General features: G+C 43.3%; 12 protein-coding genes and 1 CRISPR repeat array (1 of these 13 only partly in view). Of the genes, 3 read left to right on the top strand and 9 right to left on the bottom strand.

Features of this window, described 5'->3' with window-relative positions:
• Positions 1-4,871: direct repeats of the CRISPR family, unit length 30 nt; unit sequence ATTTCAATTCCACTTTGGTACGATTAAAAC (it extends 108 nt beyond the left edge of the window).
• 205 nt (positions 4,872-5,076) lie between these two features.
• The 8 genes from cas2 to cas6 all read right to left on the bottom strand — a co-directional run bounded on the left by cas2 (position 5,077) and on the right by cas6 (position 14,407).
• Complete coding sequence (gene cas2 / locus GWG06_RS03260; RefSeq protein WP_160711342.1) at positions 5,077-5,340, bottom strand: CRISPR-associated endonuclease Cas2; 264 nt, start codon at positions 5,338-5,340, stop codon at positions 5,077-5,079.
• Positions 5,341-6,345: a type I-B CRISPR-associated endonuclease Cas1b gene (gene cas1b / locus GWG06_RS03255; RefSeq protein ID WP_160711340.1), complete on the bottom strand. Its 1,005-nt coding sequence runs from the start codon at positions 6,343-6,345 to the stop codon at positions 5,341-5,343. It lies immediately after the preceding gene.
• Between the two features lie 11 nt (positions 6,346-6,356).
• Positions 6,357-6,875, bottom strand: coding sequence for a CRISPR-associated protein Cas4 (gene cas4 / locus GWG06_RS03250; protein WP_235938109.1), 519 nt, complete (start codon positions 6,873-6,875; stop codon positions 6,357-6,359).
• A gap of 24 nt (positions 6,876-6,899) precedes the next feature.
• Positions 6,900-9,671 carry a CRISPR-associated helicase Cas3' gene (cas3, locus tag GWG06_RS03245; RefSeq protein WP_160711336.1) on the bottom strand — a complete coding sequence of 924 codons (2,772 nt, stop codon included), beginning with the start codon at positions 9,669-9,671 and terminating at the stop codon, positions 6,900-6,902.
• Positions 9,655-10,422: a type I-B CRISPR-associated protein Cas5b gene (cas5b, locus tag GWG06_RS03240; protein WP_160711334.1), complete on the bottom strand. Its 768-nt coding sequence runs from the start codon at positions 10,420-10,422 to the stop codon at positions 9,655-9,657. Before cas5b ends, cas3 begins: the two co-directional genes overlap by 17 nt.
• Positions 10,423-10,434: 12 nt before the next feature.
• Positions 10,435-11,346: a type I CRISPR-associated protein Cas7 gene (locus GWG06_RS03235; RefSeq protein WP_160711332.1), complete on the bottom strand. Its 912-nt coding sequence runs from the start codon at positions 11,344-11,346 to the stop codon at positions 10,435-10,437.
• A 6-nt stretch (positions 11,347-11,352) separates the two neighbouring features.
• Positions 11,353-13,290, bottom strand: a complete 1,938-nt coding sequence (locus tag GWG06_RS03230; protein ID WP_160711330.1) for a hypothetical protein — start codon at positions 13,288-13,290, stop codon at positions 11,353-11,355.
• Between the two features lie 343 nt (positions 13,291-13,633).
• A complete protein-coding gene (gene cas6 / locus GWG06_RS03225) occupies positions 13,634-14,407 on the bottom strand; it encodes a CRISPR-associated endoribonuclease Cas6 (RefSeq protein ID WP_160711328.1) in 774 nt (257 codons plus the stop codon).
• 169 nt (positions 14,408-14,576) lie between these two features.
• On the opposite strand from cas6, the gene GWG06_RS03220 reads away from it, so the two are divergent.
• A complete protein-coding gene (locus GWG06_RS03220; RefSeq protein ID WP_160711326.1) occupies positions 14,577-15,674 on the top strand; it encodes a M23 family metallopeptidase in 1,098 nt (365 codons plus the stop codon).
• Between the two features lie 36 nt (positions 15,675-15,710).
• Here GWG06_RS03220 and GWG06_RS03215 read toward each other — a convergent pair whose 3' ends face one another.
• Entirely contained in the window at positions 15,711-18,086 is a 2,376-nt protein-coding gene (locus GWG06_RS03215) for a TonB-dependent receptor (protein WP_160711324.1), read from the bottom strand.
• Between the two features lie 314 nt (positions 18,087-18,400).
• Here GWG06_RS03215 and GWG06_RS03210 point away from each other — a divergent pair, with 314 nt between their 5' ends.
• Both GWG06_RS03210 and GWG06_RS03205 read left to right on the top strand, forming a co-directional pair.
• Positions 18,401-21,706: a hypothetical protein gene (locus tag GWG06_RS03210; RefSeq protein WP_160711322.1), complete on the top strand. Its 3,306-nt coding sequence runs from the start codon at positions 18,401-18,403 to the stop codon at positions 21,704-21,706.
• Positions 21,707-21,716: 10 nt separating this feature from the next.
• Positions 21,717-25,277, top strand: a complete 3,561-nt coding sequence (locus GWG06_RS03205; protein ID WP_160711320.1) for a DUF6443 domain-containing protein — start codon at positions 21,717-21,719, stop codon at positions 25,275-25,277.
• Position 25,278 lies beyond the last annotated feature (1 nt).

Genomic DNA, 25,278 nt, shown 5'->3' with positions numbered 1-25,278 from the left:
CGCAGCACAGGCGTTTTTATTTCAATTCCACTTTGGTACGATTAAAACTATTCCCTGCAATAAAATCCGGTGGTCCACCAACGTAATTTCAATTCCAATTTGGTATGATTAAAACAAATGAAGCAGAGGACGCCATATTGACAATACTCAAATTTCAATTCCACTTTGGTACGATTAAAACCTAGACTTTTCGCAGACGGCGTACAGCCAGGGCCTATTTCAATTCCTATTTGGTACGATTAAAATGAACAGCAAGTATACGCAATTCGCTGGCTTAATTTGATTTCAATTCCACTTTGGTACGATTAAAACCGATAAGCTCCTGGTTAAATAAAGCATAAGTACCTAATTTCAATTCCACTTTGGTACGATTAGAACGAGCTTAAATCTTGCTGCCCGTATCATTTAGTATCATTTCAATTCCACTTTGGTACGATTAAAACATTTGCATTAATGGACCAACTTACGAAGAAGATCAAATTTCAATTCCACTTTGGTACGATTAAAACCATGTATATTATTTAGGCCGGGGCACAACCCGATAAGATTTCAATTCCACTTTGATACGATTAAAACAAAGGATGGGGTCAGAGTACTCCATCATCTGCATAATTTCAATTCCACTTTGGTACTATTAAAACTGGTGGCGCTGCTACTCCTATCGTTGCTACTTCCTAATTTCAATTCCACTTTGGTACGATTAAAACCCTGCGGAACCTTACCTTGGTAGTCATTTGGCAGCGTATTTCAATTCCACTTTGGTACGATTAAAACCCAATGTTGCCAAGCGTTCGCTGAATACAGCCTACAATTTCAATTCCACTTTGGTACGATTAAAACCATGACCGAAAAGGTACTACAGGTATATTTTAAGCAATTTCAATTCCACTTTGGTACGATTAAAACCGGTAAAGTTCTTTTTCGCCTGGTCGTACTCCTCATATTTCAACTCCACTTTGGTACGATTAAAACCGTACCTGAATTCGTTGTTAAATGTGGTCGGTAAAATTTCAATTCCACTTTGGTACGATTAAAACCTAAAATGTGCCTCATTTGATCCGTTTTATTTTGACGATTTCAATTCCACTTTGGTACGATTAAAACCAGACCAGGATGGTAATATACTTGAAACGGGGAAGAATTTCAATTCCACTTTGGTACGATTAAAACGCCTATCATCTGTAGCAACACCGGCCCATACCGGGAATTTCAATTCCACTTTGGTACGATTAAAACCAAATAAGGCATTGTTCCCTGGTGTGCCGGGAATGGATTTCAATTCCACTTTGGTACGATTAAAACAGGTCAAGGCGGCGGCGGCGCGACTGTTATTTTCCCATTTCAATTCCACTTTGGTACGATTAAAACCTGCCTGGTAGATGGGAATTTATCCGTTCTTTCTGAATTTCAATTCCACTTTGGTACGATTAAAACGGTCTGTGATTCATCATCACCAGTGACATATCTGGATATTTCAATTCCACTTTGGTACGATTAAAACAATTTCGGGCCGGTCCATTCTCAATAACTATGTCTTATTTCAATTCCACTTTGGTACGATTAAAACCACAACGGGCCGCAGATGCCGCAAAAATCGTTAAACATTTCAATTCCACTTTGGTACGATTAAAACTACGCAGGAACTCAGCTTTACCTGGACCAAAACTATATTTCAATTCCACTTTGGTACGATTAAAACGGCCGCGTCGCTCATGCCGCCTATGTCGTCGTTGTATTTCAATTCCACTTTGGTACGATTAAAACCGCCATCGGTACCGGCAGACAAGGACCCTAAAACCCATTTCAATTCCACTTTGGTACGATTAAAACTGGGTTTAGCCATTCCTACAGCCTGACTGTAGAAGAATTTCAATTCCACTTTGGTACGATTAAAACTTGTCCAATACCTGGGATAGTATCCCATGATACCTCATTTCAATTCCACTTTGGTACGATTAAAACTTTCGTAGCACACCGGCACTGGATTACTTCTACAGATTTCAATTCCACTTTGGTACGATTAAAACATTAACAGGTCAGTATTGTCAGTTACAGGAACTGCAGATTTCAATTCCACTTTGGTACGATTAAAACGAAATACCGAATGGGAGCGTCCTACGTTGCCCGCTGCATTTCAATTCCACTTTGGTACGATTAAAACATTGAAAATCGTATCAGGTGTCGGGACGCCATCCAAATTTCAATTCCACTTTGGTACGATTAAAACACAATTAGTTTTTCTTGCTCAGCAGTTGCCTGCTTTATTTCAATTCCACTTTGGTACGATTAAAACTCCCTCCGGATACGGCCGATTTAACGCCGCTATCATATTTCAATTCCACTTTGGTACGATTAAAACCGTCATTCACGTCGTCATGTGGAGCGTTAGGAAAATATTTCAATTCCACTTTGGTACGATTAAAACAGCTATCTGAGCTGCATACGCAGGCGAACAAAACATATTTCAATTCCACTTTGGTACGATTAAAACTTTTCGGAGTGGTAAACAGGGGAGATTCAGTACGTAATTTCAATTCCACTTTGGTACGATTAAAACTGGTCGCTCATTGTACTATGCTTTTTATAAGTGATATTTCAATTCCACTTTGGTACGATTAAAACCTTTCTTACACATGAGGATGTCATCGTCCTTGCCCATTTCAATTCCACTTTGGTACGATTAAAACTCCACCGTTACCGTTCCACCGGGACAACGGCCACTGAATTTCAATTCCACTTTGGTACGATTAAAACCACAACTTTGTCAAGTTGGTATGCTAGAAATGCCTTATTTCAATTCCACTTTGGTACGATTAAAACAAGGCTTTAAAGGTTTCTTTAAATCGCTTTTCAGAGATTTCAATTCCACTTTGGTACGATTAAAACCACTGTCAGCGCTATTTTTGTCAACCCCTTTGAGGTATTTCAATTCCACTTTGGTACGATTAAAACTTTATTTTGCGCTTCCAGTGCCTCGTTTACGGCCTATTTCAATTCCACTTTGGTACGATTAAAACTGGGATTAGGCAGTCAGGATAGCGCCCAACAGCGATATTTCAATTCCACTTTGGTACGATTAAAACCCGGCACAACATAGTTCCAGAACTCCGTAACAAAAATTTCAATTCCACTTTGGTACGATTAAAACTCCGGAAGAATGGGATCCCGGCAACATTAAGCAACCTATTTCAATTCCACTTTGGTACGATTAAAACATCCACCCGCATTTATACTCCCGGCATGATTGTAACATTTCAATTCCACTTTGGTACGATTAAAACCCATACACGCTCATCCTTATTAAATTCGTAAGTTCCATTTCAATTCCACTTTGGTACGATTAAAACTGTTGCCAGTCAGAAAGCACTTCAGGCTAAAATAAAATTTCAATTCCACTTTGGTACGATTAAAACGGCGTCCCAAGTGAGCCAGATTACACTTTCTTCTTATTTCAATTCCACTTTGGTACGATTAAAACCCCTCACCTGACTCAGCATTTCTACACCATCAAAATATTTCAATTCCACTTTGGTACGATTAAAACCCTATATTAATTGGGAAAGGGGCACTACGAAGAGAAGATTTCAATTCCACTTTGGTACGATTAAAACACGGCGAAAATATGGCGAACAATATTTGTAAATAATATTTCAATTCCACTTTGGTACGATTAAAACGGACTACGACCATGATAATCTTTATCACTACATCATATTTCAATTCCACTTTGGTACGATTAAAACTGTACATAGTCTTTATCAGTATTGCGCTGCCACAAGAATTTCAATTCCACTTTGGTACGATTAAAACAGATATGTACCAGGACGATAATGTTTCCGCCGCGATATTTCAATTCCACTTTGGTACGATTAAAACACCTTATCGTCTCCTGTATAGGCGGCGGTATCAGTATTTCAATTCCACTTTGGTACGATTAAAACGTACAGGAGGGGTTACTCATGGCCCACAACTTGACAATTTCAATTCCACTTTGGTACGATTAAAACCGGGCTGGCCAACCAGGATACCGCGATTTACTGGAAATTTCAATTCCACTTTGGTACGATTAAAACGCTACAAACATGGGGCGTATACAGGCAGCCATCGAATATTTCAATTCCACTTTGGTACGATTAAAACTTGAAACCATTGACCTATACGAAATGCTTTATTAAAAAATTTCAATTCCACTTTGGTACGATTAAAACCTTTATCAGGCTATCTATTTTAATATTTATAGTCACATTTCAATTCCACTTTGGTACGATTAAAACCATAACACTTATTAGCTTGGAAAGGCTTTCAACAACATTTCAATTCCACTTTGGTACGATTAAAACTCTTTTTTCGCAGCCTGGATGATGGATGACTTGATCATTTCAATTCCACTTTGGTACGATTAAAACCTTCGACTGGGATCATGTTTCTGTATCTATACCCACATTTCAATTCCACTTTGGTACGATTAAAACTCTTTACGAAGTCCCAAACGCGCGGATAATTAGCTCATTTCAATTCCACTTTGGTACGATTAAAACGTTTATCACCCATAAAGGCGGCGCTAATGGATATTCAATTTCAATTCCACTTTGGTACGATTAAAACTATTTGTGTCGATGGCTGCGGCTTCCAGTTCAAGGCTATTTCAATTCCACTTTGGTACGATTAAAACGGTGTTTGATATAGTAACTATTCCCGTATCAAGCAAATTTCAATTCCACTTTGGTACGATTAAAACGGGAAACTGTTCAAACATTCGGGAACAGTCTGATTGCATTTCAATTCCACTTTGGTACGATTAAAACGGCAGGACATGAAAGATATGGCCACCAAACAGGATCATTTCAATTCCACTTTGGTACGATTAAAACCCGCCTAACCGGCGGTGAAAAAAGGCCATTTTACTGGCCTGTAGCTCCTGAATCCCCACTAAAATACTCCAAAAAAATCGTCGACCTATAAAAGTAAAATTTCACCCGGCTATCGACGACTTTCAAATACATTAATTATCAACACATTACAATTCCTTAATTTTAAAGTTCGTGATAAAAACCACTTAAATCCTCACACCGACGACTACAAAAGATTGTCTAGATCATTCTTTTCCAGACCAATCACCTGTTTATCAAGCCATTTCTCATCCCTGCTGCTAAAAATAATAATACTATCCTTCCTGGTGTTCATAAATGCTTTTGCTTCTATTATCAATTCCTTCAATTTCACTTCTGTAATCTCTCCTTCAAACACGCTGTTTTGTATCCAGTTCAAATAGCGACGACACAGCTTCAGCATTTTCGTCACCTTTTCCTGCTCCATATCATATACCAGAATAACGTACATTTACCACCAGGCTTTAAATGGCTTATAATCTTCCATGCCAAGAATATGCTTTACCAGCTTATAACATTCTAATCTGACAAGATGTCTATAACTCACTTTTCGCTTTAATGACCGATGTTGAATAGTCTCTGACAATCGTTCATCCCAGGCACGAACCACTTTTTTCCTGCCGCCATCTTTCAATAAACAGCTATTCAATTGATAATCGAAGTCACTTTTCCCTATTATTCGTTTGTTTAATAACGCAAACACGAGTCTATCAGACAATAATGGCTTGAATATCTCTGCAAGGTCCAGTGCCAGCGAATATCTCCGGGCGCCCGGCTGATGCAGATAACTGATAGTGGGATTAAGTTGCGTATGATGAATCATATCCAGACAAAGTGTATAACACATCATATTAATAAAAGAACAGAGCGCATTTACTTCATTTGAGGGAGGGCGCTTGGTACGACACCCCATCTCAAAATCATTTATTATAATATCAAAGGCCTGATAGTAAGTATTCCGTATATTGCCTTCTATCCCCATTAGCATATCAACCGCTGTCATCACAGGAATCTGTTCCATCAATAATTCAATATGACTAATCTGCTCTGATGTATCCTTCTCCCTGCTATTATAATAACGTAGATTCCTAAGCATATTGAATGCAGCCCCTTCCACAAACCGGGAGGCAAGCACTAGTCGTTTGCGGGGATTACTGTAATTTTCTGTCTGAGCAATAAGGGTTTTTCCGCTCAGTAAATAATCTCTGGACATAAAACTGCCGGTATAGTGTTCATAATAATCGAAAAAATGAACACTGATTTGCTGTTGCCCAAGAAAATTGAACAAGGCACTGTTAGCATCCAATGCGCCAAAAGCATATAAGTTATCAACACTTTCAACCGGTATATATCTTGCAGGGCCCTCTATGCCATTTTCATCCAGTGATGTGAACTTCAGGGTATGATCCTTTCGACTCATCCGACCAGAGTTAAATAAGTAATAGCTTTTCCGCATAAAAATCATTTTTAGCTTTCATTCTCCTCAACATAACACAGATCGTAATATGAACAACTCCCACATATTTTCTTATTCAACCTGGAAGGACATATATTTTTTCTCAACATAACTGTAATCTGCGAAACTACATCCTTCAAATAGCTTCTGTCCTGTTCTGTAATCCACACCTCATGCCGCTGACGCAGCCGGGGATACTCCAGCACTGCATGTACATCAAAAATATTATTCAGTTCGAATAACCAGATATAAAACTTACTCTGCCACTCATGGGCAGACGCCACTTTATCACTCCGTTTGGTTTCATGGATAACCTTCTGATGCACATCGTAGAAATCAATCTTCCCGCTTAGGGAAACTCCATCCGGAAACTGAAATCCCAATTCTATTTCTGTATATTTTTCTGCCCTTTGAGGGTAACTACTTTCATGTAACAACTTACCATCGTAAACTACATCAGAGGTATGTTCCATGCGAATGCCACTGGCATGCAGCCAACATTCCCGTGGACAAACATGATACAGATTCACAAGTGTTGCATTAATTACCATTATCTAAAAAAATCTGGTTTCATCAATATCATCAAGCCCCCTGACATCCAGCCCACCCTTCACGGAATAAATACGCTCCCATCGCTCCACATATTCATATCCATACTGCGACTTTTCCACATCGACAAAGTGTACCAGCTGATTCTTCAGCCTGGGAGTAGAAAAGATAGAGAAGATATATCTGGACAAGATACGCTGTAGTGAGAGCATTTGAATTTTTGCCTCTGTAAAGCCGATCTTATTCTGTAAAGAACGGAGATACAGGCCGAATACTTCCTCACCGCTGATTTCATTATCCGCATTGGGATATACGCCATTACTCTCCAGGAACTTCAGCTCCATTTTACTAAAAACCGGTTCTTCTTCATTTACGACCAAAGGTATCTTCAGCGGTATAAAGCAGGTTATCTGCTGTTGATCAATAAGTTTAAATTCTTTATGTACAGCACTGAATTTAAGGTGAGTTATTGTTTGTTCATAGGCAGACAGGTTTATCACCATTTCATTTTTGTTCAGGATATTCCGCTGAGCTAATACCTTGTTGTATATAGCATCAAAATTCTTCCGTTGCAATATTTCCTTATACTCGTCAATACCCATACTATGTGCTACTTCCCACCGTTTATCCCTTCCATAAATTACTGATTCCCTGTTATAGCTAAACAGATACAGCACACAATGCTGTTTATTCACATTCCGGTTAATACGGCCCGCCAGCTGTTCATCAGCATCAATTAGGGAACGATCCTTAAAACCGATGTCCATATCTATATCCACACCGGCTTCCACTACCTGGGTGGTTATTAAAATTATCCTTTTACTTCTGTTGACAGGATTCTTTAAATAACTGACAATCTCCTTTCTCCTGTGATCCAGAATGGTTCCTGACAACAAAAACACCTCGTCAAAAAAACCATATTGCTCAATAATGCTATAAAATGTTGCGGCGGTCTGCTTATAAATAAATTCTACAATAGTATATACACTACCACGGGGCTTGGCAGCTCCGAATTCAAAATCTGTATACGCCCGGGATGCCGTAATAGTTTTATCTGCCAGCTCTTCCAGGGTAATTTTCCCCCGTTCAAGCAGAGAGGAATCAAATTTCACCCTTCCCGAAAAGTTAGGGTTATTGAAATATAAACGCTTGGCATCAGGAAGCAAATAGATAAAATGATCTGCCTGATCTTCTATTACCTGCAACCTGTCCAATTTGGGCAGTGTAGCAGACATCAGTATAAATTTTATATTAAATTTGTCTGCATACTTCCTGATAAAATAAATCACCTTATCCCAGTGATCAGGATTGTAAGATTGGAGTTCATCAATAACTACTATAGAATTGGCTAATCGATGCAACAGATAATTTGTTTCTTTCTCATCAGTTTTAAGTACATCGAAAAATTTAATATGGGAAAGCAGGCAAAACGGGTAATTACAGAATAAATAGTTGATATAGTTCAGTTTATCTTCTCCATACTGCCCATCTTCCACATCTTCTTTGCCTTTCAGCTCAGCTTTTGAGTGCAACGTTGTAATTTCATCATCGTCCAGTCCGAGCAGATTACGAATTGCAGCATAAGTCTGTGTAATCAACGTAGTAAAGGGAAAAACATAATACACCTTATTATAGCTGCCTTCATATATTTTTAGCAGTTCTATAACTGACAGGATTGATAAGTTAGTTTTACCCCCGCCGGTGGGAGCTTCAATATAAAACAGGTTATGTTGATGGTAAAGTCTTATATTCCTGATTACTTCAACTGCCATTTCCGTCCGCAGTATATTCAGGTTATATCCATTCTTCTCCCCTGGGTTTTCCAACCGGTAATTATCCAACTTTTCATAGATATCCTTGTTATAGTTTCTTTGTCCTTTTCGTTCATCTATCCATTCGTGTTCAGAAACATGCTGATACAGTTCATCTATTCGCTGTTTGGTTAATACACCCTGCGTAGCTATTCGTTGCCGGCTCATGTATTCGTTGGTAGCCTGATAATCTGCGGACGTCAGCAGAGAGAAGTTAAGCCGGCACAGTACATATAAATCGAATGAAAATGGTTTACCGTTCAGTAACTGTTCAGTAAACTTCGTATTCCCGATAAGGTTTATGATGGCAGGAGGTACTTCAAACCGGTAATATGAAAGGTAGTTTGCCATAAAGCGGCGTAACTCGTTTTCCTTACCTTTAGATCTGATAAACAATGCTGCAAAATCAATGGTATTTTTGCTGTCATCATCAAATCTATATCCATGATGTCTGAAGATAGAATAAGAAAAGTACAGACAGCAGGATATTACCAGAGGATTATTAGCGAACGGCTGCTGCGTGATTTCAGTCAGATGCCGGGTCAGATAAATGAACGCACTCAATAGAGAATGGGAAGTCCCCAACAGCCCCGTATTTCCGGCACCTGTGGTAAAATGTGTATTCTTCAGTCTGTAAATCTGAAAACACTCATTTACCTTTCCAAAATCGTGATACAGGGAAACATCCACAAACAATTTCTTGATATAATTTCCTGTTTCAATAGTTATATCCGGATGCAACCCTTGTATGAGTTTATCTATTACAGCATCTAGCCCATGGCTGACTACCAGTTCCTGAAAATAGTAATTTACCAGGTGCACATGTTCTTCCAGGGTTTCAGGCTCCATTCTGGAGTTTCCGGATGGCGGCCGATGGGCATGGTACCGGGCAGCGTTGACCAGATAAGTACCTAATGCCGGTAACTCATTTATTAATTCACTGACTGTTTTAAAACAACTGGACATAAGTATTCAGTTCTTTCAGCAGATACAGGTTTTGCATTCCGTCCGGATTTTTTATGTAATAATTGGAAAAAACGAACTCACCAATAGCATATTGCATTAAATCCAGATTGAAATCAAGTGGCAGCCTTTCAAAATAAATGAAGGGCTGTGGCTCATTACCGAAATTCAGCAAATCGATACCCGGACCTTCTATATTACTTTTCAGGGTACTATGCTTCTGAAAAACCGTTTGCAGCTGAATACTCCGGGTTGCCTTTTCGTATGGCAGAAAGCTATATTCCGTATAGGTTTCCGGCTCCCACCAGGCAGTGAATTCATTCTTGCCTAAATAAGGAATATAGGTAGCCATGCCCTTTACAAGATGCTCTGCCAGCGTAACATGCATTTTTATCTGCTCGTCCAGTAAAAGATAAATCCGGTATTCAGGTGCAACAAGGGTGAGTTCTTCTGTCAGGAAGTTAGCTCCTTTATTGGCGTAGCCTATAGTATTGCTGTACTTTATATTTGTTTTGCTGTAATTGCCCTTCTCGTGATTCAGCGGTTCAACCCCGATTCTGATGTCTTTCAAAACATCAAAATATTGTGGCAATTTTCCTTTTTCCTGGTAGCCATCCAATCCCAGGATAGCGCCTAAAACACCCAGTACAGCCGGCCGATGTATAATATTATACGACAGGTTGATAGTACCGTTGGTTTCAGGCTTTCTGAAGAAGGCAAAATCAGCCTTCAGATCAAAAGATATTAATTTCATGGGCCAACGGGTTTATAACGCTGAAATGATGGCGCCGGCAGGTTCATTCAATATTTTTGTATTCAACTTATTATAGTAAATTTCCACCTTCTCTACTTCCGATTTCACATAATCCTTTTCCAACAGCTCACTCACCCTGGACAGGTCTATCTCCCTTTCTTCATTAATATCAATCATACTCACAAAAGAAGGCAGCACTATTTTAGCGTCTGGTTTAAGTTGTATCCAAAGCAAAAGTTCATTTTCTGTTCCTGCTTTGGCAGCTGAATCATAATAGGTAACTCCTTTCTTCAGTCCTTCTTTCAGGTGGTTAATATCCTGCTGTGTTAACCCTTCTACACCTGTTCTTTCTACATCGTCGGCTATATTCTTCGGGTTGATGGAAAAATGATGAACATAATGACCTTCCTGCAAGCGGGACTGGGACCCTAAAGTTGTCATTTTGCTATCTGCCTTTGCATCATTTGAATTTCTGAAAGGAGACATAATCTGCTCGGTGTAAATCACATTATCGGGATACCTGTTAAGCCCTGGCGTAATCTGGCAGGTTCCATGGATGGATATGTTTGTTTTACCGGCATAGGTACCTCCAAACAATCTTACATCCAGGCATTGCAGCAGATTACTTAATACTTCTAGCCGCATTTTATTCTTATCCTTTTCTTTAGAATCTCCAAAATGGAAACTATACGTTTCATCCAGCGAGCGGGGTGACATATCTTCACTTAAAGATTTAAAATAGAATACTTTCTCATTCAACGCATCTCTCCAATAATTTCTTATGGAATATTTCAGCACTTTATCCGTAGCGTATACAGTACCACTAGGCAATTTCCGAGGCATGCCAGAGAAATCAGCATTATAATTGGAGTTCACGGATTTAATAATGGCAGCGCCATATACACGGTTATTGAAGCTATTCATTACTTTTTATTTTGAAGAAGATGAACTGAATAATTGATTTTTTGCAAATACACCTGAAAGAAACTGCGGCATTAATTTCCGGATATTGGAATCTGTTTCATAAGCGAGCACCAAAGCAGCAACATACTGATAACTCCTTGAAAATTCTTCATGTTTATAACGATTAAAATCGTTCACTATGGAGGCTTTAAACTCAGTATACTTAGACTGCTGCAGATATGGCTCCAATAATTTATAACTGGTATCTGCCGATTCACTTTTACTATGAAGATATTCTATTAGCTGTCCGGCGGCAAAAGCAACCTTTTCATCCGTAACTTCCATCGGAGACTCTCCTTTTATAACGGAAGTGACAAAATCCTGATATTCTTTCAATTTATTAATCATATCAATTGATTTATCATTATTAAAAAAATCATATAGGCTGTACCAAATATTCAGTTTCTCCTTCACTTCATATTTATTCCCTTTCTTCACATCATCCAGAATGGCATTAAAAGCCATTTCATCCCATATCCTGCCATCAATTACATTTCTTCTGGACTTATAGACATAGTCATAAATCATCTTCCGGTACTTGCAAAAAGAACTAAAGGTTAAATCATGACCTGTATATAATTCTTTCTCGAATTCACCGAAATAATCCAGCTTATGATACCTGTTCTGTAACAGTGGTTTAAACACCTGCTGTTCCATATCAAACGCATCTTTAATCAATGGGTATCTTTTGAGGGAGTTGTCATTTTTCCCCTTTAAGCCAAACAGATTCTGTATGGCCATCGCCTGGGGAAAGCTATACTCAAAACCTGACACATAGTCAAAATCACGAAAGACAATTCCATCAACAGTATTTTGCCAGAAAAGAAGATAATAATTGGGAGCATCCTGCTTATAATATTCTGCGATGCTGTCAATCATGTCTTTGTACCCTATCTTATTACCTCCTTCCCGGAAAACTGGTATCATTCTCTCTAACTCATCCTTATAGAGAAATATAGGCAAAGGATTAGGTAAGGTTTTATTAGGCAAAACATTCAACAGGTCATTCAGCAATCGGGCATCTCTGTTGGAAATGCGGCCGCTGATGTCGAAACTTGCTGTCTGATGCATCAGAAAAGGCATCTTATCATTAAAGGTATTCATGAAGTTATTGGTTCCATAAATAACACCCTGCTCATCTGGTACAGTATTATAATCCGCTTTATTAAAAAGTTTATCATCCAGGTATCTGGTATGCACCTGACGGTATGTTTCTAAAGGAACATCCACATAAAAAATGATGTAGTTACTATCTTCCAGGGGTTTTACTTTGAGCAGCTGCTGTTCGATTTCAGTTATAGATTCCTTTATTAATCCTTTTTGTATCTCATCAATGCTCTGTTTCAGCTCTTCTTTCTTTTCCTGCAGGCTAACTTCTAATGCTTCTCTGCGTACAATATTCTTTTCACCAATCTTTAGAAGAATACCATTAAATTCACCACTGGTGAATAACTGGCTGAAAACCTTATATGTTTCAGCTTCTTCAGGACTCTTAAACAGTTCAAATGCCCTGTTGAAATAGTCGCCAAAGCGTTCATTAATCTGCCTTTTGCTGCGCGCCTGATTTTCATTAAACTTTACCCCTCCTTCCAGATGTTCTCGCTTAAAACCTACTGCCAGCGGCGAACAGGTATGTATAGCCTTTGTGGGCAGATCGAAACATTTATTGGTATCAATACACCAAGCATTTTGATGGAATAGCTTACACTTATTTAAGAAGTCAGAAGGCGCCTCCTTTTGACTTTTATAAAACTGTTCATATTCAAAATGCTCCATATCTATACTTACCCGCTGATCTTCCTTTTTTATATGCAGCAACACATGTATTCCTTCTTTAGGAAGTGAGCCCAGCATTTTAAACTCTTCATCCAACGCAGCAGCAAAGTTTACAAGCTCTCTTATCATTATTGAAACAGGTTTTTAAAATAATTATAGGCTTCCGGACAGGAAAAGTCACTTTCACAAAAAGTGAATGCTTCTTTTATTAATCCTTCATAAAGAATGTAACTGATAAAACTTTCAGTATCCATTTCGCTTCCGTCACTCACTAGATAATAAAACTCTTCCATGAGATAATTTTCTACCAAGGTAGTAAAAAATCATCATAGTTATATCATGGTATAATAACCTGGATCGGAAATTTTTATTAATTTTACATTGTCAGTATTTCATACATTTTAATCGAACTTTAAAAGAATTGAAATTAGTTTTATCAAGGTATTGGGATACTGACACTTATACATATATTTTATGAAACATATCCCATTCCTTGCCCATTATATAATCCAACGCCTGAGTTAATTAATAAATCCACAAAACATTTCTGCCCCGATATCATCAACTCAAAATTCATCCACCCACGTATCTTAGTTTCTGCTAATGTATTAGCTTTTATTGTTATAAGTCTGGATTTAGGAGGCTTCTCGAACGGTGGACATATAATTGATACTGCTGCTTCTCTTGCAGCGCTTTCATCATAAGAGGAAGCTATTTTACTCCGCCAGTTATACATAAGCGTTGCATTGAACCTAGAATCATCCGGAGATAAAAAATTGTAGTACCCCCTTTCATCCTGCAGACCAGTAACCACAGGAGACAATGGTTTTACTTTTATTTCTACCACTTCCTTCTCTTGATAACTACTTAAAGAATCAGGCAAACGCTCTATTCTCTGAAAACGAAATTCTGCCCGTGATTTACGGTCAGCTATAACTAGAACTTCAGATTGAAACAATCCGGTAATAAAACTTTCAGCAGCTTGTGGAAGATGAAAGGATATAAAAAATGAAAGTTCCCGTCCCAGGATACGCAAACGATCCCCTTCTATGCGAAATGGACAATTAATCTGCGAAAAAGAAAATAGTTTGAACCCTTTTCCATAGCCTCTTTCATGAAGAAACTCAGCATATTCCTTATCACCATTCGCCAGAATTCGATAAATCGCAGCCGATAACGGATAAGAGTAGTTAATTGGTATAGTACAATTATCACTCACACTAAGGAGCCTCGCAGCAAATCTCATGAACAATTAAATTTTAAAACAGTAAGTGAGATGGGGTTCGCTTACTAAACAGGTATTTTAATCAAACAATTAAAGTAACGAAATTTTCGTTACCAGCAAAAACGGGAAACCGTACTTTTATTTGATTTAAAATTACATTAGTAGCAAAATTCACGCAGCAATTATTATCATGCAACACCTCCTCTCCACCCTACTCCTCTTCTCCTTCTTCTCTGCGCGTGCGCAAACCACCGCCCTATCCCTGCACGTTCCGTATCCGCCGCAGGCACAGACCATTAATAACACTCCTTCTATTTCCTATGAATTACAGCTCATCAACTACGCGCCATCGCCTGTACTGCTGACAGACATTCAGCTGCGGGATGCCGCCACCGGCCGCCTGCTGCTGCAACTGGATAAAACCACTATTCCGCAATGGATATACAGCGCCGACAAACATTCGGACTCCGGCAGAATGATGCCCGGCAGCACCGCTATATTATACCTGGAAGCTGCTGGCCAGCTGCCCGATACCATTATACATCATATTGCCGGAACTACCGGCAGTAAAGCGTTTAGTATATCCGGCGCTAAAACGGCACTGGTGAAACGCGCTCCTGTAGTCTTAGGCCCGCCGCTGGGTGCTGGCATATGGGCGGCTATCTACCACCCTATGTGGGCACGCGGCCACCGCAGGGTGATATTTGTAAAAGAGGGTACTCCCCGTATCCCGGGACGTTATGCGATAGACTTTATTCAGCTGGATAACAATGGTAAATATACTGATGGACGTAAGGAAGATTCCATCCGCAGCTGGATTGGTTACGGCGCTGAGGTGCTGGCCGTTGCCGATGGCGAGATTGCTGCAGTAAGAAATGATTTCGCGGAAAGCGCCACTCTCTCTTCACATCCTGCCTATGGCGCAGATGATGCCACCGGCAATTATATATCCCTGAAAATAGCTGACAATACCTATGTCTTCTATGAGCACCTGCAACCGGGAAGTATCCGTGTAAAACCCGGTCAGCGTATCAAAAAGGGAACGGTGATCGCCAGCCTGGGATTCACCGGGCAGTCTACCGGCCCGCACCTGCACCTGCATGTGGCTGACAGTAACAGCCCGCTGGGCGCGGAAGGTACCCCGTATGTATTTGATGCGTTCATAATAAAAGGGGTGTATCCTGACCTCAGCATACTGGGGAAATCGCTATGGCAAAGTGTTACAGAGAAGACCATCAAAAAAGAACATCCATCTCCCAACAGTGTTATTCGTTTCTTCGTAAAATAAAATCAGGCTCCGGTAAGAGCCTGATTCATCCATTCTTTATTTCCCGAATTTTACGGTGACACCAGCACTTAGCCTGCGGGGCATCATCTGGCCGACATAACTTCCCCAGTAAACTTCATTCGTTAAATTATCAATTTTCAGAGAGGCTTTATAAAAGGAGCGCTCATAGCTTACTGCCGTGTTAAATACGGTATAGGCGGGCATGTAAAACATACCTGCTGAGTGTGACTGATCAATATATGCCCTACCATTGGCATTACCGCCAACACCTATGCCCAGCCCCTGCAGCGGACCATGCAGAAAGTAATAGTTCAGCCACAGGTTGGCTGTCTGCGCCGGACCTGTCCATTGCCGCAGCCCATCTACATCAGGGTTGGTGTTGATGGTATAAATATCATTGTATGCATAACCGGCAATCAGGTTGAATCCGCTGAACGGGTTTGCAATTACCTCCACCTCAATACCCTTGCTCAACTGGCCACCATCCTGTATTCTGAAGCCTGTACGCCCCGGTGAACGGTCGTTGCGGATGACATCCTGTACCTTGATATGATAGTAACTGATGGTGCTGTTTAATTTTCCGTTGAACAGATCCATTTTCACACCTGCCTCCCACTGATTGGCCTGACTGGGTTTGAAGTTAATAACACTACCGTCCGGCTGACGGCCAGGGGCATTGTTACTAAACCCGTTCATGTAATTCCCGAATACGGACAGCTTTTGCGGAAGTAGCTGATACACCAATCCCAGCTTGGGAGACAAGGCAGTCTGACTGTATTTGTCTGTTACGGTATCTTTTACGAGATCCTTGCTGCCCTTGTTTATAAAATGGTCTACCCGCAGACTGGCCATCACCAATAGTTGCTTTGTGATGTTGATCACATCGGATACATAAGCGCCGTAAGTATGCTGGCCGGTTGAGGTTTCACTGAACGGAAATTTTTCCAGCGCTGCAGATAAAGTAGCTCCTGTCAGCCCGTAATACTGCGGATCATTTCCTTTGATGCCTACTTTATCAAAACCATAAATTTCGGCGGCAGTACTACGCTCCACTGTGGTAAAATAATCCAGACCTGCTACGATACGGTTACGCATACCTGCCAGTTTGAAATCTCCGTTGAAATTCTGCTGCACCTGCGTATAGTCGTAAATGTTATTGGCATATCCGGGATTACGTGATACACTGTCACCCATCAGTTCATTCCAGGTGTAGTATCCCTTCTGTATGGCATGGGTATAGGCAACGCTGGTCTGCGATTTCCAGGTATCCGATAGTTTATAATCCACGCGGCCATATACAGTGGCAGAAGGCTTGCGCTGATACAGGTCATTGCTGCCGTAAGACCGGCGCCAGTCTACCTCAAGATCGCGGGGATTGGTTTTAACAAAAGATGTTTGTGGGAACAGCCTGTTGAAATCGTTGGCTTTCTGTGCATAAAATTCTGCATCTACCAATATCGAAAGTCTTTCATTTGGTTTATATAACAGTGACGGTGCTACGAAAAACCGACGGGTGAAGCCCACATCCTGGAAACTGTTCTCACTATGAAAAGCCGCATTGGTACGCAGGTACAGCCCACGTTGCTGACTCAGCGGTGTATTCACATCCAGGGTTACGCGCTGCAGCCCAAAGCCTCCGGCCATATAGGACACTTCTCCCCTGAATTTATCAAAAGGCTGTTTGGATACACGGTTCAGCAGTCCGCCGAAAGATACCAGGCTGCTGCCAAACAGGGTAGCTGACGGTCCTTTCAGTACTTCAATCCTTTCTATATTCACGACCTCTATACTGTTGGTTTTAAAATCCTGCAAACCGTTACGCAGATAACTGGTGGTGAAAAATCCCCGCAGGTTGAAGGAATTGGAGCCGTTCACCAGCGCCTGACTCACGCCTGTTACATTTTTCAATACATCGTTATAGCTGATGATCACCTGGTCCTGCAGCAGCTCTTTGGGAATTACATTGTATACCTGCGGATTCTCCAGGTTCCTGATCGGCAGGCGGGCAACATCTTCTACCTCTTTACGGGCAAACTTGTTGTAACCTGCTGTCACCCTGATTTCCTGCAGCGCCTTCACATCTTTCTCCAATGTAAAATTTTCGGTCAGCTGCTGCCCGGTGGTGATGGTAATATCTTTCTGCTGTGGCAGTAGTCCTATATACCGGATCTGCAAGGTATAACTGCCGGGTGTAATGCCGGTTACTTCATACCAGCCTTTTTCGTTGGTAACGGCGCCTTTGAGTGTACCGGATAAAGTGACAGATACGAATGGCGCCGGCTGGCCGCCAGCCATGATGATACCGCGGATACTACCGGTGTTGCTCTGCCCCCGGCCTGTCAATACTGCTAATAATAAAAGGAACGCAATACTGATACTGCTGTAAACCCGTATCGGGAAAGTGATTTTCATAAATTGCAGGTGGTCATCCAGGAATGATTTTATGAAGATGGATGTCACCGCAAAATTGATGCATTCCCACAGGAGCAGTTAATCATATCGGAAAAAATCTTTACGGATTCGGGAAAATCCCTTTCTTCCAACATGATAATTTTATTGAAAAATACCTTCCCCTTTCACAGGGCGAAATCAGTGAATTATGCCACCTGTCAGCATCCTGCAGCCAAAGATTGTAAATTAAGATACCAAATCTGATATCTGCCACCTGTAACCGGACTCTCCTATACTTGCTATATTTTTTCTTTCAGGTCATAAACCCCTGTACCATGAAAGCATCACACATATTACTATGCCTGCTGGTATGCATGCAGACAGTTCATGCGCAAGGACCTTCCGCCCTGTATACCGCCGCTTCGCGGGCGGCACTCCGCGCAGTACAGATCACATCGCCCGCGCCGGAAGCCGCTGCGCTCGGCAAATACGTCAATATGCCGACCGGCCTTTATTCCGGTACGCCTGACATCAAAATACCCTTGTATGAATTAAAAGGCAACAGCCTCACACTCCCCGTGTCGCTTCGCTTTCATGCCGGTGGCTTCCGCCCGCAGGAAGCACCCGCCTGGACAGGACAGCACTGGTCGCTGCATGCAGGCGGTGTCATCACCAGATATGTGCGGGGCAAACCGGATGACGAACATTACAGAACGTCCGTACTACCATCCGGCGACAACTTCTTCGCACTGCAGGATACCCTGCGGCAGCTCAGGAACGGTGAACAGGAAATGGAGCCCGACCTGTACTGCTATAACTTCGGACCTTATTCCGGGAAATTTATTATCACTCCTGCCGGAGAAATTATCACGAAAGAAAAAAATATGCTGCGCATCAGCCGCTCCGGAGCTGAGATGAGTGTTACAGATGATAAAGGAAATATCTACCGTTTTGCTGATGTAGACTCCACCCTTATGGAGATACCGGCAGACACGCTGCCGGATGCTGCCACCGTACTCAGTTATAACTATATCTCCAGCTGGTATCTTACCAGCATCACATCAGCCAATGGACATGAAAAAATATTATTCAGCTATCAGCTTGCAGCAGCACATCCGCTGGATGCCCGGCATATCAACAACAGATCTGTATCCTGGATTTTCAATACTATCCTGCGGTACGACAGTACCGGCAGCAGCTCGGTTGTCAACACTATAGATACGGCGATCTACGCGCCGGCAGGCCCATTCACTTACAGTACCCGCAATTTTCCGCAGCAGATTTCGCTGGTACGCGATGACAGCCTCATAGCCTACATAACCCTCCATGCTTCCGGCAACCGCGAGGATACAGAGTTCTCCGATATTCCGAAGCTGGACTCGCTGTCAGTTTACAATGCCATTGGTGGCAATCACAGACTGGCAAAGCGCTTCCGCGCCGCCTACAGTTATTTCACCAATGCCGCGAATACCTTTATGCCCAAAAGGTTACGGCTGGACAGCCTGCAGGAAGTATCTCTCACTACCACTACTCCTGATCCGCCTCCTTACCGTTTTTATTACTATACGGATGCAGATATGCCGGAGCTGTTCACTACAGGCATCGACCACTGGGGATTCTATAATAAAGCCACGAACAGCACGCTGCTACCGGCGGTAAGCATTGCCCCTCCGGTGCTCGTCGAAGATACGCTCATAGGCGGTTACGCTAACCGGGAACCGGATCTCAACGGCTCTGCCTATGCACTGCTCCGTAAAATAGTGTACCCCACTAATGGATTTACTACCTATGACTATGCCCTGCATACTGCCCTGGATGAATATGATGATTCCACACATATACTGGGTGGCGTCAGAGTCACTGCTATTACAGATTATGCACTCGGTAACAAGCCAGCACGCACCCGCTTATATAATTATAACCAGGATAACGGTAAAACCAGCGGCCGCACGGATGCGCTGTTTCCCGGCTACCTGTATATCTCCTCTTACTGCAACCGGGATACAGATACGCACACCGGCGATTACCTGCAGGAAGCTGCCTGCTTTACTGTCAGCGCCGGTGAAAACTTTCCGGCAGCGGTATTCCAGGGTGGACACATCGGATACAGGCAGGTAACAGAAACCGTGACAGACAGCAGCCGGCTGCACACGTTGGGGAAAACGGTATATACGTACCGGACCGATACTCTTGACAGCAAAGACGAAAATATAGCCAACGGTACGCTGTCTGCCGTAAAGATATACAACCGCCAGGGCAAGCTGTTAAATGAACAGCAATATTACTATGCGGTACTAAAAGATACGGCAGTACCGGCAGTGCAGGTATGGCCGGAGATGTCGCAGACCAATGAAATACTATGGTGCCTGACAACAGGCACTTCCGGCGACACTATCTATAACGCCTACACGCCGGAGCAGGGGCTGCCTGCAGGATGTGCAGAGACCCGTACCTATCCGGTAATATGGATTCCGGGGGGATACTCATTTCTGTCACAACGAAAATATCTTACTACCAAAACAGAAAAAATATATGATCAGCAGACAACAGATTTTCTGTTAAACGGTACCCTCTACAGTTATGAAAATCCGCTGCATATATATCCGTCGGTGATCACCACCTTTACTAATAATTCCGAACAGCTGGTTACCCGGAAGAAGTATATCGCGGATTATGCCGCTTCGGCCGCAGGGCCCGATGATGCAGGCATTCCGCTGATGCTGTTTAAATATATCCCAGGCGCGGAAGTCGAATCCTATCAATACCGGCAGACGGTAACGGGAACGGATAAACGTATTATCAGCGGTGTTATCACGCGTTACGGCGCCGATCTGCTGCCCGTTCAGGTATCACGGATAGAAACAAAAACGCCGCTTATCAGCTACCAGGAGTCTGCGCTGACTGCAGGCGTATTCACCACCGACGCCTCCTACAAACCGTGGTGGTGGTTCACCTATAAAAACGGTGTACTGGCCTCCCGGCGGAAAGAGAAAGGGATACTGAGCACCTGGCTATGGGGATATAACAACAGTTATCCGGTGGCTGAAATCACCAACGGCAACAACCTCCCGGCAGGCTATGCAGGCTTTGAAGATGCAGGACTTTCGTGGTCAGGCGCGCAGCTCATCGGTTACACCATCAATGATACCATTGCCTATACCGGCAGTCATAGTGGGAACCTGTTTTTCAACAGCGTTATCCTGTTACCGGCAACTACCCTCAATGCCTCGCTGACACTATCTTTCTGGCTACGCACCGGAACAGTGGTAGTAAAACAAGGCACCACCGTTCATTCACCTGCTGTAACGGGGCCGGTCAGAAACGGCTGGACCTATTACCAGTATAACCTGATAGGCGCAGCGGCAGGCCATATTATACTTGCCGGCAGCAACGCCATTGCCGATGAGCTGCGGCTTGTTTCCGCCTATGCTGATATAACCACTTACACGTATCAGCCACTGGTGGGCGCTACCAGCAGCAATCCGCCGGACAACCGCACCCAAATATCTGAATACGACGGATTAAACAGGTTACTGAATATCCGCGACGGCGGCAATAACATCCGCAGAAATTTCCTGTACAATTATGGTCCGGGCATGCCTGTAGACGAGCCTGTACAGGCAGGTATCCTTTCATATTAAACCCAACGGTATGAAGTACTTACTACTTACTGTCAGCCTGATACTGGCCATAACTACCGCCAGCGGACAGGTAACCACTATCAGTAATTTCGTGGCGCAATCAGTTATCACCGCCAACGGCGTTACCACGCAGGCAGCCGTAAATGCACTCGTTCCGGAGCAACGCAAAAGAACAGTCATCTATCTCGATGGGCTGGGACGCCCGCTGCAGCATATTCGTGTACAAGCCAGCCCTGACGCATATGATATTATCACCCCGGTTTACTTTGATAATTTCGGAAGAAATACTACTACCTTTCTGCCCTTTGCCGATTGGAACGGCGGCACGGGATTCCTGCGCCCAACGGCATTTCACGACCAGGCATTCTTTTATGAACCCGCCTATTCCACGGTGCCGGATGTTCCCGACGACAGCTTCCCTATTATCCGGCAGGTACCGGAAGCCTCCCCGCTGAACAGGATGTCTGAGCAGGGTTATGCCGGCAGCTCCTGGCAGCCAGGCACCGGACATACCACCAAAACAGTATACGCTATAAATACCAATGCAGATAAAGTGCTGCGGTGGCTCATTACAGCCGACAGTGGCGCTGTTCCGCAGGCGGCGGTATATCTCCCCGGCGAACTGTATAAAATAGTCACCACAGATCCCGATGGCCGTCAGCACATTATCTTCAAAGACCAGGAAGAACGGCAGGTGCTGCAACGCCAGGTAACAGACAGCGCCTGGCTGGATACCTATTATGTGTATGATGATTTCAGCCGCCTCCGTTACATCATTCCGCCCAAAGCTACACAGGCGATTATCAACAACGATTATACCTTCAACAGCCTGCCATTTGTAAAAGATGAATTATGTTACATCAATGAATACGATGAACGCGGCCGCGTAATCAGGAAAAAGCTGCCCGGCACAGGCCTCCGGGAAATCACCTACGATGCCCGCGACCGCGTGGTTTTCAGCCGGGATGGCAATCTTACTGCCCGTAACAACTGGCTCTATCAGCTGTATGATTACCTGAGCCGCCCTTCCGGAACAGCCCTGCAGACTAAAAACGCCTCCCGCTACGCCATGCAGGCGCAGGTAAATAATTACTATGTAGACACCATTACCGGCATGCTCCTGCAACGGCTGCCTGATTTTACACCCACTATCGCTTTAAAAGGCGACATCTATACACAGTACAGTCCGGATCCCAATCTCTCCAAACCCTTCAACAGCACCGACATGGGATTTCTGCAATATGGTTACAGCATGACCCCGGATCCCGCCACCACTTACTCCCGGCATGTCAGCGGCCTGCTCACCTATGGTTATTCCAGGGTAATGGACACCACCACCCTGCTGTATACCACGTATTATTACGATGATAAAGGCCGGCTGATTCAAACCATCGCAGATAACATCAACCAGGGCACAGATACCAAAAGCACCCTGTACGATGTGGAAGGGAAAATACTGAGTACCTACCATCATTACACCAACCCGAAAAGTACTACCACACCGGACTTACGGATACTATCCGTATATCATTACGACCGGGGCGGTAACCTGCTCCGCATTTTAAAACAGCTGAATAATTCCGGGCTGCCTAAAACCCTGGTACACCTGCGCCGTAATCACCTCGGACAGATGGTATGTAAAACATTCGGCAGCAGCCTTGACAGTATGCAGTATGTCTACAACATCCGGGGATGGCTGAAAAGCGTAAATAAAGCATATGTCAGCACCGGCAACAGTTACTACTTCGGTTTCGATCTGGGCTACGACAGCACAACGCCGGTCATCACCGGCGCAGATTATACGCATCCGCAGTACAATGGCAATATCGCCGGCACCGTATGGCGTTCCGCCAATGATAATATTCCCCGTAAATATGATTTCAGTTATGATGAAGTAAACCGGCTCACTGCCGCCGCCTTCTCCCAGCAGAATACCGGCGGTTCCGCCTGGACCAATGACCAGGTAGATTATACCGTCAGCGGATTACGCTATGATCTTAACGGGAACATGCTTTCCATGAATCAGAAAGGGCTTTCCGGCACTACCTCCATATTAATTGACAGCCTGAAATATGACTACATCCTCAACAGCAACAAACTGTTTGCGGTTACTGACTATGTGAATAACCCGCTGAGTATACTCGGCGATTTTAAAGAGCTGAATACAGCGGGCGCACAGGATTATACCTATGACGACAATGGCAATCAGCTGGCAGATATGAACAGCCTGACAAGTATACTGCGTTACAACTGGCTGAACCTTCCGGATTCTTTCTACCTGTGGGGCAAAGGTTATATTACCAGCTCCTATGACGCACGGGGTAATAAACTCCGGAAAAAAGTGACTGATTATACCGGTACCGGCAGGGTAACCATTACAGATTATATAGACGGAGTGGAATTTGTAAACGATACGCTGCAGAGCATTCCGCATGAAGAAGGCCGCATCCGGTCGGTAGTAAAGGCTGGTCAGCCGGTCAGATATTTTTATGATTACTTTGAAAAAGATCATCTTGATAATACCAGAATAGTGCTGACAGAACAAACAGATACCACGGTATACCTGGCTTCCATGGAAACAGCGCAGGCCGCAAAAGAAGAATTGCTATTCAGCAACGTGGTATCAGCACGCAGTCCTAAGCCTGCAGGCTATCCGGCAGATGGCGCCAAGGTAAAAAATGAATTCATCGCGTTACTGCCGGCGAAGACAACGGAAAAGAAAACAGGGCCGTCGCTGGTATTACGGGTGATGGCGGGAGATACCGTACAGATCAGTGCCAGCGCATTTTACAAGAGTATAGCCGGGAAGAAGCAGGAGGCAATGACACCGCTGAGCGGTTTGCTGAATAGTGCCTTGCAGGCCCCTTCCCGGAGTGCCGCCACAGATATTCACCAGGTTACCGCCGCCGGCAATGCTGCTGCCATGGGTATCACACCTGCAGCATATGAAAGTATGAAGAGAAAGGAACAGGAGATGGCCCGTCCGCTGTACATCAAAGCAGGGCTGAATTTTGCGCTCTTCGATGACAGACTTAAAATGATAGATGAGGGCAGCGGCACACGACAGGTGAAGCGGATCCCCGATCAGCTGCAGGTATTGGGAACAGATAAGATGATTATCTCCCGGACAGGTTATCTGTATGTATATCCCGACAATGAAAGCGACCAGCCGGTATACTTCGACAATATTGCCGTACAGCTGCTTTCCGGTCCGCTGCTGGAGGTAACGCACTATTACCCGTTTGGCTTAACCATGGAAGGCATCAGCACCAATGCGCTGAAAGGCACCCGGTATCCTGAAAACAACAGAAAATTCAATAGCCTGGTATTCCAGCATGGCGAGTTTGCAGACAGTACAGGACTGCATCTCTATGAAGCGCAGTTAAGAATGATGGATCCGCAGACTGGGAGGTGGCATCAGCCGGTATTTCAGCAAGGCAGGGAGTTACAGAGCCCGTACCTCTTACATGGAAATAATCCGGTAAGATACTATGGCGGCTCCTCACAGGATGCTTCTCCAGGAGATATATTCAAACCGGAGCCGTTGCTATGGCGGAAACTGGATCCCTGAT

This window comes from Chitinophaga solisilvae (assembly GCF_009928525.1).
GTDB lineage: Bacteria > Bacteroidota > Bacteroidia > Chitinophagales > Chitinophagaceae > Chitinophaga > Chitinophaga solisilvae.
Note: the sequence above shows the minus strand (reverse complement) of the source record. Positions and strands in the feature narration are given on the sequence as shown.

Bases quoted from the DNA above. Each gene is read 5' to 3' on its own strand.
- cas2 (WP_160711342.1), bottom strand. From the start codon at position 5,340: ATGTACGTTATTCTGGTATATGATATGGAGCAGGAAAAGGTGACGAAA.
- cas1b (WP_160711340.1), bottom strand. From the start codon at position 6,345: ATGCGGAAAAGCTATTACTTATTTAACTCTGGTCGGATGAGTCGAAAG.
- cas3 (WP_160711336.1), bottom strand. From the start codon at position 9,671: ATGTCCAGTTGTTTTAAAACAGTCAGTGAATTAATAAATGAGTTACCG.
- cas5b (WP_160711334.1), bottom strand. From the start codon at position 10,422: ATGAAATTAATATCTTTTGATCTGAAGGCTGATTTTGCCTTCTTCAGA.
- GWG06_RS03235 (WP_160711332.1), bottom strand. From the start codon at position 11,346: ATGAATAGCTTCAATAACCGTGTATATGGCGCTGCCATTATTAAATCC.
- GWG06_RS03230 (WP_160711330.1), bottom strand. From the start codon at position 13,290: ATGATAAGAGAGCTTGTAAACTTTGCTGCTGCGTTGGATGAAGAGTTT.
- cas6 (WP_160711328.1), bottom strand. From the start codon at position 14,407: ATGAGATTTGCTGCGAGGCTCCTTAGTGTGAGTGATAATTGTACTATA.
- GWG06_RS03220 (WP_160711326.1), top strand. From the start codon at position 14,577: ATGCAACACCTCCTCTCCACCCTACTCCTCTTCTCCTTCTTCTCTGCG.
- GWG06_RS03215 (WP_160711324.1), bottom strand. From the start codon at position 18,086: ATGAAAATCACTTTCCCGATACGGGTTTACAGCAGTATCAGTATTGCG.
- GWG06_RS03210 (WP_160711322.1), top strand. From the start codon at position 18,401: ATGAAAGCATCACACATATTACTATGCCTGCTGGTATGCATGCAGACA.
- GWG06_RS03205 (WP_160711320.1), top strand. From the start codon at position 21,717: ATGAAGTACTTACTACTTACTGTCAGCCTGATACTGGCCATAACTACC.